The 15884-nt window shown below is 62.7% G+C and carries 14 protein-coding genes; 8 read left to right on the top strand and 6 right to left on the bottom strand.

The window, feature by feature from the left end:
* The first annotated feature begins 21 nt into the window (after nucleotides 1-21).
* From ACFVSI_RS02155 to ACFVSI_RS02130, 6 genes are all read left to right on the top strand, one after another.
* Nucleotides 22-573, top strand: coding sequence for a DUF3090 domain-containing protein (locus ACFVSI_RS02155; RefSeq protein WP_387819415.1), 552 nt, complete (start codon nucleotides 22-24; stop codon nucleotides 571-573).
* Nucleotides 573-1340, top strand: a complete 768-nt coding sequence (locus ACFVSI_RS02150; protein WP_387819413.1) for an SCO1664 family protein — start codon at nucleotides 573-575, stop codon at nucleotides 1338-1340. The genes ACFVSI_RS02155 and ACFVSI_RS02150 overlap by 1 nt, the downstream gene beginning before the upstream one ends.
* 305 nt (nucleotides 1341-1645) lie before the next feature.
* On the top strand, nucleotides 1646-2572 hold the full coding sequence (locus ACFVSI_RS02145; protein WP_387819411.1) for an EAL domain-containing protein: 927 nt from the start codon (nucleotides 1646-1648) through the stop codon (nucleotides 2570-2572).
* A gap of 240 nt (nucleotides 2573-2812) precedes the next feature.
* The gene (locus ACFVSI_RS02140; protein WP_387819410.1) at nucleotides 2813-3763 is read left to right on the top strand and encodes a helix-turn-helix domain-containing protein; all 951 of its coding nucleotides are present in this window, start codon (nucleotides 2813-2815) and stop codon (nucleotides 3761-3763) included.
* Between the two features lie 140 nt (nucleotides 3764-3903).
* Nucleotides 3904-6123, top strand: coding sequence for a catalase (locus ACFVSI_RS02135; protein ID WP_387819408.1), 2220 nt, complete (start codon nucleotides 3904-3906; stop codon nucleotides 6121-6123).
* Nucleotides 6124-6272: 149 nt separating this feature from the next.
* On the top strand, nucleotides 6273-7277 hold the full coding sequence (locus tag ACFVSI_RS02130) for a hypothetical protein (RefSeq protein ID WP_387819406.1): 1005 nt from the start codon (nucleotides 6273-6275) through the stop codon (nucleotides 7275-7277).
* 20 nt (nucleotides 7278-7297) lie between these two features.
* Here ACFVSI_RS02130 and ACFVSI_RS02125 read toward each other — a convergent pair whose 3' ends face one another.
* From ACFVSI_RS02125 to ACFVSI_RS02100, 6 genes are all read right to left on the bottom strand, one after another.
* Nucleotides 7298-7630 carry a DUF6510 family protein gene (locus ACFVSI_RS02125; RefSeq protein ID WP_387819404.1) on the bottom strand — a complete coding sequence of 111 codons (333 nt, stop codon included), beginning with the start codon at nucleotides 7628-7630 and terminating at the stop codon, nucleotides 7298-7300.
* Entirely contained in the window at nucleotides 7627-8364 is a 738-nt protein-coding gene (locus tag ACFVSI_RS02120) for a ferredoxin reductase (protein WP_387819403.1), read from the bottom strand. Before ACFVSI_RS02120 ends, ACFVSI_RS02125 begins: the two co-directional genes overlap by 4 nt.
* Nucleotides 8365-8374: 10 nt before the next feature.
* On the bottom strand, nucleotides 8375-8965 hold the full coding sequence (locus ACFVSI_RS02115; RefSeq protein ID WP_387819402.1) for a molybdopterin-dependent oxidoreductase: 591 nt from the start codon (nucleotides 8963-8965) through the stop codon (nucleotides 8375-8377).
* Nucleotides 8966-9082: 117 nt separating this feature from the next.
* Entirely contained in the window at nucleotides 9083-9577 is a 495-nt protein-coding gene (lepB, locus tag ACFVSI_RS02110; RefSeq protein WP_387819400.1) for a signal peptidase I, read from the bottom strand.
* Nucleotides 9574-11184, bottom strand: a complete 1611-nt coding sequence (locus tag ACFVSI_RS02105) for a multicopper oxidase family protein (RefSeq protein WP_387819398.1) — start codon at nucleotides 11182-11184, stop codon at nucleotides 9574-9576. Before ACFVSI_RS02105 ends, lepB begins: the two co-directional genes overlap by 4 nt.
* 114 nt (nucleotides 11185-11298) lie before the next feature.
* Nucleotides 11299-11808, bottom strand: a complete 510-nt coding sequence (locus ACFVSI_RS02100; RefSeq protein WP_387819396.1) for a hypothetical protein — start codon at nucleotides 11806-11808, stop codon at nucleotides 11299-11301.
* A gap of 189 nt (nucleotides 11809-11997) precedes the next feature.
* Between ACFVSI_RS02100 and ACFVSI_RS02095 the strand changes: the two genes are divergently transcribed.
* Nucleotides 11998-14280, top strand: a complete 2283-nt coding sequence (locus ACFVSI_RS02095; protein ID WP_387819394.1) for a fibronectin type III domain-containing protein — start codon at nucleotides 11998-12000, stop codon at nucleotides 14278-14280.
* 269 nt (nucleotides 14281-14549) lie between these two features.
* Nucleotides 14550-15881 carry a response regulator gene (locus ACFVSI_RS02090; protein WP_387819393.1) on the top strand — a complete coding sequence of 444 codons (1332 nt, stop codon included), beginning with the start codon at nucleotides 14550-14552 and terminating at the stop codon, nucleotides 15879-15881.
* Nucleotides 15882-15884 lie beyond the last annotated feature (3 nt).

The raw sequence follows: 15884 nt of genomic DNA, 5'->3' as shown, positions 1-15884 counted from the left end.
GCATGTGCATAAAATACTGACATGCCTACGCGTGTTCACGAGTTTGCCTGGCCGGACCGGGTTGTCATTGGCACCATTGGCCTACCAGGAGCCCGCACGTTCTATCTGCAGGTGCGCGCGGGGACGCAGATCGTGAGTGTTGCCCTTGAGAAGCAACAGTCCGCACAGCTGGCAGAGAAGATCGACGAACTCCTGGACCAGCTCAGCACCGTAAAGGACAACCCCTTCAGCGTCCCGTCGGGCAGCCCTGTTGAGCTGGACGACAATGAGCCGCTCGAGTCTCCCGTGGAGCAGTTCCGCGCTGGCGCCATGAGCCTGGGTTGGGATCCCACCACCGCACAAGTCGTCATAGAGGCTTATCCGATCGATGCCGACGTTGACGACCTCGATGAACCGCTCGAAAGCAACGGGCCCGAGGACACCGAGATGCTCCTGGTGCGCATGCCGGTGGGCACTGCCCGCGCGTTCACCAAGCGCACCCATGAAATCGTCGCAGCCGGCCGGCCCAGCTGCGCCATCTGCGGATACCCCATAGACCCCGAAGGCCATAGCTGCAGGCTTCCTGAGGTCTGATGGCAGAACCGGACCTGGTCGCCGACGAGATGACGCTTACCGGACGCATCACGACGGCGTCGAACGCTACGTTTCTAGGAAGCATCGGCGAGGTGACTGTCGTCTACAAGCCGATAGCGGGTGAGAGCCCGCTGTGGGATTTTCCGGACGGTACGCTGGCGCACCGGGAGGTAGCCTCCTATCTGGTATCCCAGCTCCTCGGCTGGAACATCGTGCCGCGAACGTGGCTGCGGGACGGTCCCCTGGGGACCGGTATGGTGCAGTTGTGGAAGGAGCAGGACCCCGGGCAAAACCCGGTGGACCTGGTCGCGACGGACCTTGTGCCGGATGCGGGTTGGAAAGCCGTTCTTGAGGGCCAGGACGACAACGGGCGAATGGTCGCCCTGATCCACGAAGACTCACCCACCCTCCGACGGATGGCCGTGTTCGACGCCGTCGTCAACAACGCTGACCGTAAAGGCAACCACATCCTTGCCATGCCTGACGGGCACCGGCACGGGGTGGACCACGGGCTGACCTTTAATAGCGAACACAAGCTGCGCACGGTCCTTTGGGGATGGCTGGGAGACTTCTTGACCGACGAGGAACGTGAAGGCGTCGAGCGTGTCCGCGAAGGACTGGACGGCGACCTGGGGCGCGACTTGGCCGGGTTGCTCACCGCCGAGGAAATCGCAGCGCTTCATGCGCGTTGCTTACGATTGTGTACTGCCGGACGGTTTCCTGCGCCGCAGGGCGGTATGCCGGCCGTCCCGTGGCCGCTGTTCTAGCTGTACATCCAGCAGAGCGGGAATCCCAACGGTTTCGACGACGGCGGTAAGGTCCCCGCCCCGCCCAGCGACTTGGGGGATGGCCGGGCGGGACAGGAACGTTGACAAGCCTAGCCGCCGATCCCGGAGCGAACGAGCGGCTCGATACTGAAGCGTGCAAAATTTCCTGCCTGGGCACTCAATCCGTGCAGTGAGCCGGAGGGCCTTTTCCGCTTTGCACGAAATGTAATGCCCCGAGAGCAACACTGCACAGAGTGATACAGCTGCACGCCCTTCCCTCCGCACGGGAACCATAGTGTTTTGCAATGGTGATCTTCACAGCCATCACACAGTCAGTGCGCAGCGGTGCACGCCGCAAAGGTGCCGGGCCGGATGTCTTTTTCGCGGGCGCGGCAACAGGAATTATTTCGTCGGTGCTGGTTCAGCTCGCCTTCAAGGCCACCGGCCCCAAGGGTACCGCCGAGCTGACAGCCCCTGGGAGCGGTGCAGGCCTGGCCGATGAAAGGCTGAGCGCCCAGGTGCAGGACATCATCAGCAGCCGGGCCGTGTCAACGGCTTTTCAGCCAATCCATTACTTGGAAACCGGCGAGGTCACCGGAGTCGAAGCGCTGACCCGCTTCTCCGGTTGGCCCATCCAGGCACCTGACGCTTGGTTTGCCGACGCCGCCTCCGCGGGATGTGTACTTGAGCTCGAGTTCCTGGCGTTGGAGAGTGCACTCGCGGCCGCCGCGGCACTCCCGGACCATCTCTACGTTTCTCTGAATGTGTCTCCACAGGCATGTTGTGATCCGCGCATGGACGCCATTCTTCAGGGCTCATCGTTGCCTGCTGAACGAATTGTCCTGGAGCTGACCGAACACAGTCCAGTGACGGACTACCCATCTCTCTGCGCAGCCCTGGCGCGAGCACGCGCGCTTGGTTTACGGATCGCGGTTGACGATGCCGGCGCCGGGTTTGCATCGATGCGCCACATCCTTCACGTGCAGCCCGACGTGATCAAGCTGGATCGGGACCTCGTCTCCGGAATTGAAGGGAACCAGGCCAAAAAGGCCCTCGGAGCGGCCATGGTGACGTTCGCTGCGGGTATTGGAGCGACCTTGGTTGCCGAAGGAATCGAGACCGAGGAAGAACTGGCAGCAGTAAGGGAGCTGGGAGTGACCGCAGGGCAGGGATATCTGCTCGGGCATCCCGCCGTCGAACCGGAGGTGTGGCGGACATGGCAAGAGCTGTGATGTCCACCACTGGTGACCACGTGTGCCCTGCACTGTACCTAGACTTGTAACTTCCCATCGCATGAGCGCGCTGCACTGAAGTTCAGCAGAAATGCTCAGCAGAAACACGGCTGCCAGGCAGCCATAAGGCCATACCCCATGAAATGCACCCCCTCGACCAGCCCCGATCATTCATCGCCCGATTCCCGCACACCGCGTGGTGAAGGGATCAAACGTTACGCCGTCCCAACGGGGCTGAATTTGGAGGAAAGGTTTGAGCACTGGCGGTGCTGGTATGGCAGCGCCATTGACACCCCGGCACGCCTGGAAAAGACCGAACGCCAGATCCGGCCGGGCTTCAATCCAACGGCCGTGAGCCTCGAGGGACCCGGCTTCAGCCTGGTGGACGTAGTTAACGAACCGGCCATCTGCCACTGGAGGGCCCCGGCTCCTGCTCAAAACTGGCTGGTGTACTTCCGAAGTTCATGCGCGGGATTCAGTTTCTCCGGACGATCCGAGGAGATTGCCCAAGGCACCGTCAGGTTCCTCGACCACTCCTCCGCCGGCAGTTTCCACGCACCAAAGGGCCTCAGTGCAGTCAGGTTGCATTTTGACCGTCACCTGTTGGGCCTGAACGACACATCGATCAAGCGGTTGGAAGGCTTGGGCGATATCAGGGATCACCCCTTGGTCCGCGGGTTGATGGTTCCGGCGTTATCCAGCTGGCAGGACGCAAACGTGGAGCGGGAAGTTGGCCGCCTGCAGCCTGTTTTCCGATCCATGATGACCGGCTTGGTCGGCTCCTTGCTGGAAGCACGCGTCGATGACGCTGAGGTGAAACCGGCGCGCATAGCCGCGATCAAGAAGTTCATGAGGAGGAACTACCGGAATCCGGACTTGAACGTTGAGCAGGTGGTGGCCTATTCGCATCTCTCCCGCCGGGCTCTCTACTACCTTTTTGAAGCCGAAGCCCTGCAAGTGAACAAGTTCATCCGTGCCTTGAGGACTGTGGAAGCCTTGGAACTCCTTTCCGACACAGATTCCTGGATGCGGTCGCTCGCGAATATTGCCGAGGCCAGTGGGTTCACAAATCTGCAAGCCATGCGCCGCGCCGTCAAGGACGTCACCGGACTCTCGCTCGGTGACGTGCAGGAGCAACCTGGACTCGCACAAGTACACGCCGCCGGTATACGAAAGCTCCTGGGGCCGTAGCGCTTCATTCTCCACGCTGGGACCGAATTTAATTTGCAGTGTTGAACAACATTCCCTAGGGTACAAAACATGCTAAGCATGCTTAGCATCTCGCCCCATCGGTAGAACACTGCTGGTTTACCCATTCTGAGGAGAATTTCATGGCGGACAAGAAGCGCGACATCAGCATCCCCGGAGTCTCTGGCAGCGAGCCGGCCAGTTTGGAAGAGCCCACCACTCCCCGCGAACCCCTGCCGCCCAAGCCGGACCAGCGCGCGCCCGAGGCTGTCTCTCCAACGGGTACTCCCACCGGGGCGCCGGCCACTGCACGTGCCCAGTCCGGCCAGTACCTGACCACAGCACAAGGACTTCGCCTGGCCGATACCGACCATTCCCTGAAGGCCGGCCCGCGTGGCCCCATCCTGCTGCAGGACCACCACCTGCGGGAGAAGATCACGCACTTCGACCACGAGCGCATCCCTGAGCGCGTAGTCCACGCCCGCGGAGCCGGCGCCCACGGAGTATTCCGTTCCTACGGCACCGCAGCCAACCTCACCCGCGCCGGGTTCCTGGCCAAGGACGTGGAGACCCCCGTCTTCGTCCGTTTCTCCACCGTGCTGGGCTCCCGCGGTTCAGCCGATACGGTCCGTGACACCCGTGGCTTCTCAACGAAGTTCTACACGGACGAGGGCACCTACGACCTCGTGGGAAACAACATTCCTGTCTTCTTTATCCACGACGGCATCAAGTTCCCCGACGTCGTGCACGCAGCGAAGCCCCACCCGGACCGCGAGATTCCGCAGGCACAAAGCGCTCACGACACTTTCTGGGATTTCGTCTCCCTCCACACCGAGGCCCAGGCGCACACGATGTGGAACATGTCCGACCGTGGCATCCCCCGCTCCTACCGGACCATGGAAGGCTTCGGCGTTCACACCTTCCGGTTCGTGAACGCGGAGGGGCGCACCACCTTGGTGAAGTTCCATTGGAAGCCGAAGCAGGGTGTCCATTCCCTCGTCTGGGAAGAAGCCCAGATCATCAACGGCATGGACCCCGACTTCCACCGCCGGGACCTGGCCGACGCCATCGAAGCCGGCGCCTACCCCGAGTGGGAACTCGGAGTCCAGACGTTCCCGGACACCGAGGACCAGATGTTCGAAGGCATCGACCTCCTTGATCCCACCAAGTTCGTGCCCGAGGAACTGGCCCCGGTCCAACCCATCGGCGTCATGACCCTCAACGCCAATCCCACCAACTACTTCGCCGAAACCGAGCAGGTGGCCTTCCACCCCGGCCACCTGGTCCCCGGAATCGACGTCACCAATGATCCCCTGCTGCAGGTCCGGCTCTTTTCGTACTTGGACACCCAGATCTCGCGTCTCGGTGGCCCCAACTTCGGCCAGATTCCCATCAACCGCCCGCAGGCTCCGGTCAACGACATGCTGCGCGACGGGATGCACCAGCAGGCAGACCACAGCGGAGTCGCCCCCTACCGCCCCAACTCCCTCGACGGCGGTTGTCCCTTCCACGCCGGCCAGGACGTCGGAGCGTTCATCGATGTCCCGGAAGAACTCGCCGCGTCCCTCAAAGAGCGCCGCAACCCGGCGACCTTCGACGACCACTACAGCCAGGCGAGGCTCTTCTTCCGCAGCCTGAGCCCCATCGAGCGGGACCACGTGATCCAGGCCTACACGTTCGAGCTGGGCAAGTGCTACGAAAAATCCATCCGGGAACGCCAGCTCGCCTCTTTGGCCAACATGGACGCCGATCTGTGCGCCGAAGTGGCCAAGGGTCTGGGCCTTCCAGCACCTGCCGCCACCGTGGAGGTGCCGGATTCCGAATCCAGCCCTGCCCTGTCGCAGGTGGGGAAAACCTGGCCCGTCACCGGCCGCATCGTGGGAATTCTGGCCGATCAGGAAAGCGATCTGCCCGCCGTGGAGGCGGCTCGAAAGGCTCTGGATGCCGAGGGCATCGTTCCGCTGGTCATCGCACCGGAAGGCGGCTTCCTCGGTGCGGAGGACGACGGCGGGATCCCCGTCCAGCGGACTTATCTCACCGCCCGTTCAACTGAGTTTGATGCGGTCATTGTGGCAACAGCTCCCGCCCCGGCACCTGACGCAGCACCCGGGCTCGATGCCAAGGCCGGCGCTCCCGGTGGCGAGTTGGATCCTCGAGCAGTATTGCTTCTGACCGAGGCTTTCCGGCACGCGAAAGCCATTGCCACCTTGGATGGCGGCTCAGCGGCGCTGGCTGCGGCCGGCATTCCGGAAGGCACGCCGGGCATTGTGACCGGGAAGAACGGTGAATCCCTGGTCCAGGACTTGGTCGGGCTGCTGGCAGCCCACCGGGTGTGGGAGCGGTTCGCGCCGGCATCGGCCTAACAGTCTGCCTGCCCGGAAAACCCGGAAACAAGTGGGGTCGCCCCCAGCGGCATCCAATCAAAGCCTGCCTGCCAAAGAGTTCGGTTGAAGGCAGGACATTGGCCGCCGGTGGGGTCGGCTCCACTGCCGTTTTGTGGTAGGTTGCCGTGATGAAGCCGCTTCAGGTCGGCCTTATGGCCGACCCCGCCGCGCCCACACAGCTTGCACACCGACTGTGTGACCTCAAGCCGCCAGGCGGCAAGGGCCACCCGGAGTGGAACATTGAGGTAGTCAGTGAGCCCTTCAGCATGGGCTCCGAGGATGTCGACACCGCCTTGGCGCGACTTCGGGATCACGCCCGCGACCATAAATGGGATGTGGTCATCGGGCTGACCGAGCTTCCCTTCCGCGACGAAGATGACGGCCGGTACCTGCTGGCTGAGACCGACCCTGGACAACGCGCGGCCGTATTGTCACTGCCGGCCCTCGGCGGAATACGCATGCACCGGCGCGGCCGGCACGCAGTACGGTCACTTGTCAGCGGAATGGACGGTACGGCGCAAGACGAGGAAAGTGTGCCTCTCCCCCGCTTCACCAGCCGCTTCAGGTTGCTGGTGGGAATGGTCCTGGCGAATCGGCCCTGGCTATTGGTGCCCGGGCTCAAATCCGCTCTCGTCGCGGCACTGGCTACGGGAGCGGTCGCGACGATTAACTCGACGGTTTGGCTGTTGGCTGGCTCTCTCTCGCCCTGGCGCCTCATAGTTGCCATGCTCGCTTCCATTGCCCTGGTGGTTGGCTGGCTCGTCGTCGATGCCGGACTGTGGGATAAGGCTGAGGACAATTCTGACGCCACCAAGGAACGGTCCCGCCTCTATAACACGTCCACCCTGATCACCCTCACCATTGGGGTGGTCATCTGCTATCTGGCACTCTACGTAGTGAATCTGGCGTGGGCCCTGTTTGTGCTCGACCCTGCCGTTATGGGGGGCTACCTCAAAGCATCCCTCGACTACGGCGACCTGTTCATACTGACGTGGTTTGTCGCCTCAGCGGCCACTGTCGGCGGGGCCCTTGGCAGCGGACTGGAGTCCGAGGAGGCAGTCCGCGCGGCCGCGTATTCCAAACGTGAGGAGCAACGGCGCAACACGCTTGCGGACGAGGGAGACGACAAATGAGCGGGCCGTATTGCAGCGGGCTACTCCCCTCGGTCAATCTCCAGGTAGCTGAGCCCGCTCAGATCCAGCCAGTATCGGGTTGGCGTCTGCACAAGCCGCAGCAGGACGCCCTGGCAATCGCGGCAGCGCACCACGATGCCAGGAGCATCGGTGAAGACCATGGCCGCCCCGAAAGCGCGCACTGAGCCGCAGTGCCGGCAGCGTCCAAGCGCGGCAATGATGTCGATGCGGAAGATTTCAGACAGGGCGCCTGCCGCCGCGTTCCCGTCCACGTAAGGGATCGGGTCATGCGGTGCCGCGGCAATGTCCTGATCCTCGGGTTCGGGGAAAGCCACGTCATGGGCGCCGTTCACTGGATGCCTCCCGTTCCGCCAAACCGTTCGGTCTTTATGGACTCCGGCGAATAGCCGGCCATCACCAACCAGTCCGCGACTGCCTCAACGAAAACGGTCTGACCGCACACAAACACATCCGGGTTCTCATCAGCCGGGAAAATTCTGGCCAGAAGTGTCTCCGACGTCAGGCGGGCCGGCAGCGACGGCCAGGCCTCCGGCGTCGAGCGCGTATAAACGTAGTCCACCGTCAACGAGTCCGATTCGCGGTCCAAACGCTCCAATTCGTCGCCGTAGAGCGCGGTATCGGGCGATTTAAGTGAGTACAACAGCCGGAAAGGCGATGTGCTGCCGGACGCCTGATGTGCGCGGATCATGGACATCAAAGGCACCACGCCCGAGCCTCCTCCGATCAGCTGAACGGGGTTGACGTTGCTGGGCCGCCAGACAAACCAGCCGCCCACGGGTCCCCGGATTTCCAGGCGGTCCCCCACCATCAGGTCCCGGACAAGGTAAGGCGACACTTCGCCGTCGGGCAGTTCGTCAACGGTGATCTCCAGTTGCCCGTCCGCGGCGGCGGAGGCCACAGAGTATGAGCGGATGGCGGTGTAACCGTCCTCGGCGGTCAGCCGGATGTCGATATGCTGTCCCGCCAGATGTCCCATCAGGCCCTCCACCCTGAGCCGGATGGTCCTGGCAGTGGCGTTCTCGTCCATCCCCCCGACCACTTCCGCGACTTGCCATACGGAGCTCACGGCACCTGCCTCATGAGTACCGCTCCTCCCGCCACGGGTTGCCGTGAACGTGATAGCCGTTCGATTCCCAGAAACCGGGACGATCTTCCGCTGTCAGCTCAAGGCCATGAATCCATTTGGCGCTCTTCCAGAAATACAAATGGGGCACCAGAAGCCGTGCCGGGCCGCCATGGGCCCGCGCCAGCGGCTCGCCGTCGAATTCCCACACCACCCATGCCTTGCCGCCCAACAGATCCCACAGAGGAACATTCGTGGTGTAGCCGCCGAACGAGTGTGCCGTGGCGAAGTCGCTGGTTGTCTCAACGTTTTGGAAAAAAGCATCCACCGACACTCCGCGCCACACTGTTCCCAGTTTCGACCAGCTGGTCACGCAGTGGATGTCCTGGGTAATTTCCTCCTGCGGCAAGGCCATGAAGTCGTCCCAGGACCAGGAATGCCGTTGGCCTTGTTCCGTGGCGATGAAAAACTCCCAGGAGTCCAGGGCGATCAGCGGGGCCGGCCCGGCCGTCAGCACTGGAAAGTCCTGCGTTAGGTGCTGGCCGGGAGGCAAGGCGGGATCCCCGGACCGGCGTCCACGGAAACCGGACGAAATGATACCCATGATGCACCTCCACGACGGAGCCCCACCCGGCTTTTGGCCGCTGATGCCCTCACCATAGGTCAAGGATGGGCCCGGGTCCAGAGATCTTCCGTCAGCTGCACTCCCACGGCACTTCGGCTAGAGGCAGCACTGGTGTCGGCCAGTCATGATGGCGCCGCGGACGGCGGTAAGGGGCACGGCACCGTAGTCCCGGGAATCGATGGACACACCCCTGTTGTCGCCCAGCACGAAGATCTTCCCCGTTGGAACAGTCAACGGCCCGAAGTACGTTGCATCGATGCGGCTGTGATCGATGAGGGGTTCCCTTACGTATTGCCCGTCCACGTAGAGCTCCGCGTCGCGGATGGCTACAACCTGCCCTTCAAGGGCAATAACCCGTTTGATGGTGGTGTTGCCGTCTTCCGGGTCGGCGAAGGCTACTACAACACCTCTGCGGACCAAGCCCGAAGCTACAGCTGGTTTGTACAACAGCACCACCGAACCCTTGTCGATGGCTGGTTCCATGCTGTCCGAGGACACCGTGAACGGTTCAACCAGCCACGCCCTGGCGGCAAGGATGACCACGAGCGGGACGATTGCCGCCGAGAGGCCGCGAAGGGCACGCGTACTCATTCCTTCACGTCATCCCACTCAGCCTTCGCCGCAGTCATGGGGTCGTTGACATCCACATCCGACTCTTTGAGACCCACCCGGAACTGGACCATCATGTCGTGATCCTCATGGGGAAGGTTATGGCAGTGCATCATGTAGAGGCCGGCGTGGGGTGTGAACTTCATGAGGAGACGGACCTTCTCGTCCTCACCCACGTACACTACATCCTTGGGCCCCCTTTCGTGGGCGAACGGTGCCTGACCGTTGCGGCTGAGGATCTGGAAATCGACCAAGTGAATGTGGACCGGGTGGAACCAGCCCCCTGATTTGTTTTCGATCTCCCAGATCTCCACAGAGTTCAGTGCGGGGTCTGCGGCAACCTTCTTGTAGCCGCTCGCTATGACGTCCTGCCAACTGTCATCGTTGATGGTCCACATATTTGTGCTGTCGCTGCGCTTGACACGAAAAGCTCGGGTTTTCACCGCTTGGCTGGCCTTCAACGACATCGCCTCACTGCCTGTCAACGTGGTGGGGATACGGTTCCAGGTGGGGTCGGTCAAGTCCACGGCATCGTCAGTGACGTCGAAGGCCATGATCTTGTTGGTGTAGTCGTAGTCCACGTTGTTCTTGTTGGAAAGGTTTCTTAGTTCAATCCGCTGGCCCGTCTTGTACTTGCGAAAATCGATCAGGACTTCATAACGCTCCGCGCCGCCATGCCGATAGCTTGCCACGCTCTGGGAGGTCGGCATCAGGCCGCCGTCGGTTCCCACCACTATCAAGGGATCTCCGGTACTGAGGGTGGGCCGCAGGGAGCGGGAGATGGAGGCGTTCAGGATTCTGAAGCGGTAAACACGCTTCTGCACTTTCATGACCGGCCACGGCTTGCCATTGACCAGTATCACGTCACCCCACAGTCCGGAGTGGGAGTTGTCGTCGTAGCCGAGTGAGCCGTCGGAGGCGAACATGACATCGTTGATGGTCAGGGCCACATCGTAGCGATTCTGCGGGAGCAACTGGCGTTCGATGGGGTCGTGCAAGTGGTACTGCGCTGCGAGGCCGGAGTATGCGTTGAGGGCCGTGAAGTGGACACCGTGGTCGTGGTACCAGAGCGTGCGTGCGGGCTGAAAATTGGGGTAGTGGTAATCCTTGTAAAAGCCGGGGTGCGTGATGTCGGACGCGTAGCCGTCATATTGCGGCAACGAGGCCGAGCCGTGCAGATGGGTGGACGTGGACAGCGCGTGTCCGTCCAACGCGTGCTGGGCAGGGAGCTGGTTACGGACCCGCAGCACGGCTTTGGTGCCTTGGTCCAGGCTGATGGTAGGGCCGGGGAACACGCCGTTGTATCCCAGAATGGGAGTTGTCAGTCGAGGAAGGATGCGGGCTGTGTCGGCCTTTTCGGTCACCCTGTAGTAGTTGACCGGCAACCCGTCAGCGGGATCGGTGCCTGTTGCATAGGGCGCGAGCATCGGCGCCTGGACAAAGTCTGCCTGGAACGGTCGTGGCATCTCGTTATCACTGATGCGGCTGGCAGATTTGGCCTCCACCGAACCGGTCGGGAACATCGCGGCTCCTGCCCCGAGGACTCCCAGCCCTCCGACCAACAGAACCTGGCGGCGTGACATGGACATCAGGTACCTCCTTTGCTCAATACCCAGACTCTGCCGTGTCCAGCTTGGGGATTCCCTGCCCGATCTACTCACTTCTTGGGAAAATCTTGGATGCCCGGACGCGGACCGATGTGGTCACTTGGGCCGGTGATGCCCGGCCCCAAGGGAAAGTCCCGCGCCGCCAGGCACCTCGAGGATCAGGTCCACTGCACGGTCCGGAAGCTCGAAGACCAGCGTGGCGTCGAGGCTCTCGCCTTGCTTGACGAGAGCAGGCCCGGGCGCTGCCCAGACAGGTTGCCAGGTGCCGCTGCCCAGGGCCGAGACGGAGTACAGGGATGGGTCAAAGGTGATGCCATCTTTCTCCATGGCGGTGAACTCCACGAGAATGCGGACGCGATGCATTTCCTGGGCCGGCGGGCCGGCGAGCGCCACCGTGTCTGTTGGGGGCCTCCAGTCGTCGACTTCAAGGGGAATGACGCCATTGATGCGTCCCAGCCCGCCCTCGAGGCTTCCGGAGGCACCCAGCATTGCCGGGGGTTTCCTGGGTGCCGCCGTCACGACAACCGCTACCAGCACCCCTACGAGCATCAGCAGGACGAGCGGAACAAGGACCCTCATGCGCCTGGTGGTTGCAATCCATGCCATGGCGCCCAGTGTCGCCGCCATTTCTAGGGAAACCCTTGGGGTCCTGGCGGACTGACCATTCTGCCGGCACCGACTTGGAATGGCTTTCCTGCCAACTCCCAGCAGGACAGCCTTTCCGCAAGGTCGCCTTCCTAGTGTCAGGTCACGCGTGAACAACGCGCTCAAATACCCAGGACCAGTGAGGTTGTCATGAATTCAAAACTGCACGAGCCGGGAGGGCCGCGGTTACGCGTCGGGTACGGGAGGGCCGGTACCATCGCCGGCGTCTCCGCAGTCCTTTGCGCCACGTCCCTGATGGCCACTCCCTCCGCCAACGCGGCCGTACCCACTTTCCCGGACAACCTGGTGGTTTTTCCCGACCGGGACTTCATCACCATCGAGGGCTACCAGGACCGTGTGGGGCAGACCGCTCTGGTGGAAGTGACCCGGAAAGGAGCAGGGGTTATCGGGTCCGCCCAGGGCGTTGTCACCGCCGGGGACGTGGCCTTCGAAATCAACCACCCCGGTGGGTACTGCTGGGGCGCCGGCACCGGCCTGAACGTCACCCCGGACATACAACCCGGCGACGTCGTCTCCATTAAGTTCAATGGCGCCGAAGCGGGGGCTACCTCCGTCCAGGACGCCTACGTCACCGAACATTCGTCTCTGTCCGGCACCACGCTGACTGTCAGGGGCCACGCCGGCGCCGGCGTCAACCCCGCCCAAATGGAGCAACGGATCGTCGAACCCGCACTCAAGGACACCAGCGTTGGCCGCCGCGATATCCGTGCGGTTCCCGGTCCGCTCACCGCAGCAGACGGCTACAGCTCAAGCCTTGTCTTCGGCAATGACGGTACATTCACGGCCACCTACGAATTCAACGACGCAGCCACCGCCGGAATCGCAGCCGCAGCATCCGGGGAGCGCGCCATGGCGTGGGAAGTCGAAGATGCCGACGCCAACCGGCAAGGCCTCACCATCGCCGAATTCGGGGAGTTGGGCGGCCCGGGAATGGGCGGCTGTCCCAACGGCCCGCTGCAGTCAGGTCCCGTAGGACCCACCGACGTCAAAGTAGCCAAGGTCAATGGCGACGTGAAGGTCAACTGGACCCCGGCTCAAGCAATCCCCGGAACTCCCGCCATCACCGGGTACCGTGTCACCGCCGTCGGCCGCACCGTCACCGATCATGAGCAAAGCGAGGCGGGGGTAAGGATCAGCGATCCCAAGGCCTCCAGCACCACCATCAAAGGCCTCCCTTCAGGGGAGGATTACGATGTCTACGTAGTGTCGGTAAGCGCAGCCGGTGAAACATTCCCCGCTGTTCCGTTCATCGCTGAAACAGATACGACACAGCCAACTGTGACGGCATCGCCTGATGGGGGCACGTTCTCGACGGCCCAGAAATTAACGCTGACCGCGAACGAACAGGGCTGCGACATCTTTTACACGGTGGACGGGAGCGACCCCATCGGCAGCGGCGGCGTAGCCGCGGAGGGAGCCACCCTTTACAAAGACCCGGTTCCTGTAACTGACTCCGGCAAATTCACCTTCGCTGCCATCGACCCTTCGGGTAACGTCTCAGACAAGGGCAGCGTTGAGTTCATCATCACCAACGACCCCGTACCGGATGCCCCGGCCTTCACCGGAGCTCCGGTGGCGGGCAAAGGCAGCGCCACCGTCTCATGGTCGGCACCCAACCCAGGCTCCGAAGGATTGACCATTTCGGGCTACACTGTCCAGGCCTTCACCGAGGATGGTGTAGCCTTTGGGTCCGGCAAGAAGGTGGCAGGGGACGTGACCAGCCTCGTTTACGAGGGACTCGCCGGAGACACCCAATACCGCTTCACGGTAAGGGCGACAAACATCAACGGAGACGGCCCCGAATCCCCCATGAGCGATCCGGTCACTGTCCAGGGTGAAACAGTGGCCAACGCCGGACCCGACCAAAACGTCAACCGGGGCACGACGGCGACCACCGTGACGCTTGACGGCACAGGCTCAACCACCGCTGGTGCCACCTACCAATGGCGGCAGGTCCTGGCCAGCCCTACAGACCCGGATGCGGTTACGTTGGCTGGCAGCACCACGCTGCAGCCCACGTTCAGCCTTCCTGTTTACAAGTACCCCATGACCAACAAACCACTCACGTTCGAACTTACAGTCACCGCTGGCGGTGGCGCGAAGACCGACGTCGTCGCTGTAACTCCTGTCCCGGACCGGGTTACCGCGGGCCAAGCGCAGTGGAAGAGCCGCGACTTCCGGGTCACTGGTACCAGCAGCGCCGTGGGCGGGACAATCAGCATCCGCGTTGGCGGGCCCGGGGGCACTGTGATCGGCACGGCGCCAGTTAACGCCGCAGTGGCGCCTGAGACCGGGGGCGTCTTCACTCTTCGGCTGCGGGACGGGAACGCACCGGCGACCAACCCCGGCACCATCTGGGTCGAATCCACGCTCGGGGGTACGGCTGGTCCCATCACCGTTGTGAACAAGTAGCCGCGCCACACCCGGCAAGGGCCCGGCATCCTTCGTTGGGAAAGGAGGATGCCGGGCCCCTGCTCGTGCGCGGTGCGGAATGCCGGGACGGAAGCCGTGAAAGGCGCCTTCTTCTGCGCGGCGGGTAGTGGCCGGAAGTGAAACCGAGTACTTGAACCGCCGAACCAAGTAGCCGCGCGATTCAAAGCAAGTATCCACCACTGTTGTTCGGGCCTCCGCCGGTGGATTGAATGGAATGGACGCGTTGGAACTACCCAATGGAACACCTAGTGAGCACTCTCAACCTGGCCAACCTGCTGGTCCCCTCGGCACCAGAAACGACGCCTGCAGCCCGCGGTCCCAAGCTTCAAATAAGAATGTTCGGTCCACTGGCCGTCCATCGCGGCGATACTGAACTGAGCGCCAACGACCTCGGCGGACCGAAACCCCGGCAGGTCCTGGAAATTCTTCTGCTTAATTTCGGTGTTGCAGTCTCGAAAGCCCGGCTAATGGATCTGCTGTGGGAGGGCAACCAGCCAGCTGTCGCCCTGCCTACGCTCGAAAGCTACGTCAGTGTCTTGCGCCGTCACCTCCAGCCCGGTACTGGAAGGTCCGGACCCATACGCACTGTCACCGGCGGGTACGCCATCGACACAACCATGGTGGACTTGGACTTGGACCGCTTTGGAACCCTGACCAAGCAGGCCGGCAAAGCTCCACCAGTACGCGCCCTAGCCCTGCTCACGGAGGCTCTCGAGATCGCGTCGGCACCCTTACTCGGCGACGAACTCCTGCCTGCTTGGGCGGAGGAGGAACGGGCACTGCACGCGACGCGCGTCGCAGCCGCCAAAGTGAAGGCTTCCGAGCTTGCCCTCGACCAAGGGGAACTGGGCCAGGCAATAGCCATGAGCGAGTCGGTCACGAGGCTGGATCCACTAAATGAACGGGCCTGGACCACCCTGATCCTCGGACTCGAACGCAATGGCGATGCGGTCGCGGCCCTTACGGCCTTTGACCGCTGCCGCAAAGTCATGGCCAGCGAACTGGGCTGCACACCGAACAAGGCACTGGCAGAGGCTCAAGCCAGGCTACTGGCACGCACGGCCGCCGGGCACGTCTCACCAGGGCCGAATCCGCTTGGCTCCGAGGCTGGCAACCAGCAATCTGCCCGGCCCGGCACCGAACGCCTGCGGATACTCATCGTCGATGACCACACGACCTTCTCCGACCTTCTGGCCGGCGCGCTGGACAGGGAACCCGACCTACGGAGCGTAGGGGCCGCCAGATCCGCTGCCGCGGCGGTGACGATGTATCAAGAAACCCGGCCTGATGTGGTGCTCATGGATCTCTACCTCACTGACGGTTCAGGGCTGAGTGCAGCTGAACGCATTCTTGCCCTTGATCCTGGTACTCGGATCGTCATGCTTACGGGCAACCCGTCCCAGGAAGCACTGCGCGAAGCGGCGGGCATGGGAATCTGTGCCTTCCTTCCCAAGGACGGATCCCTCGGCGTGATGCTGGATACCCTGAGGCATGCGCGGACGGGCAACATGATTGTCCACCCGTCATTGGTGGCCGGACTGGGCAACAGCCCGGCGCCATCTGGGCGCCCGGGACACTAACCG

It is taken from the genome of Paenarthrobacter sp. NPDC057981 (assembly GCF_042886835.1).
In the GTDB taxonomy this organism is placed as follows: Bacteria; Actinomycetota; Actinomycetes; order Actinomycetales; family Micrococcaceae; genus Arthrobacter.
The sequence above is the reverse complement of the archived record's forward strand: the minus strand, read 5'-3'. Positions and strand labels throughout refer to the sequence as shown.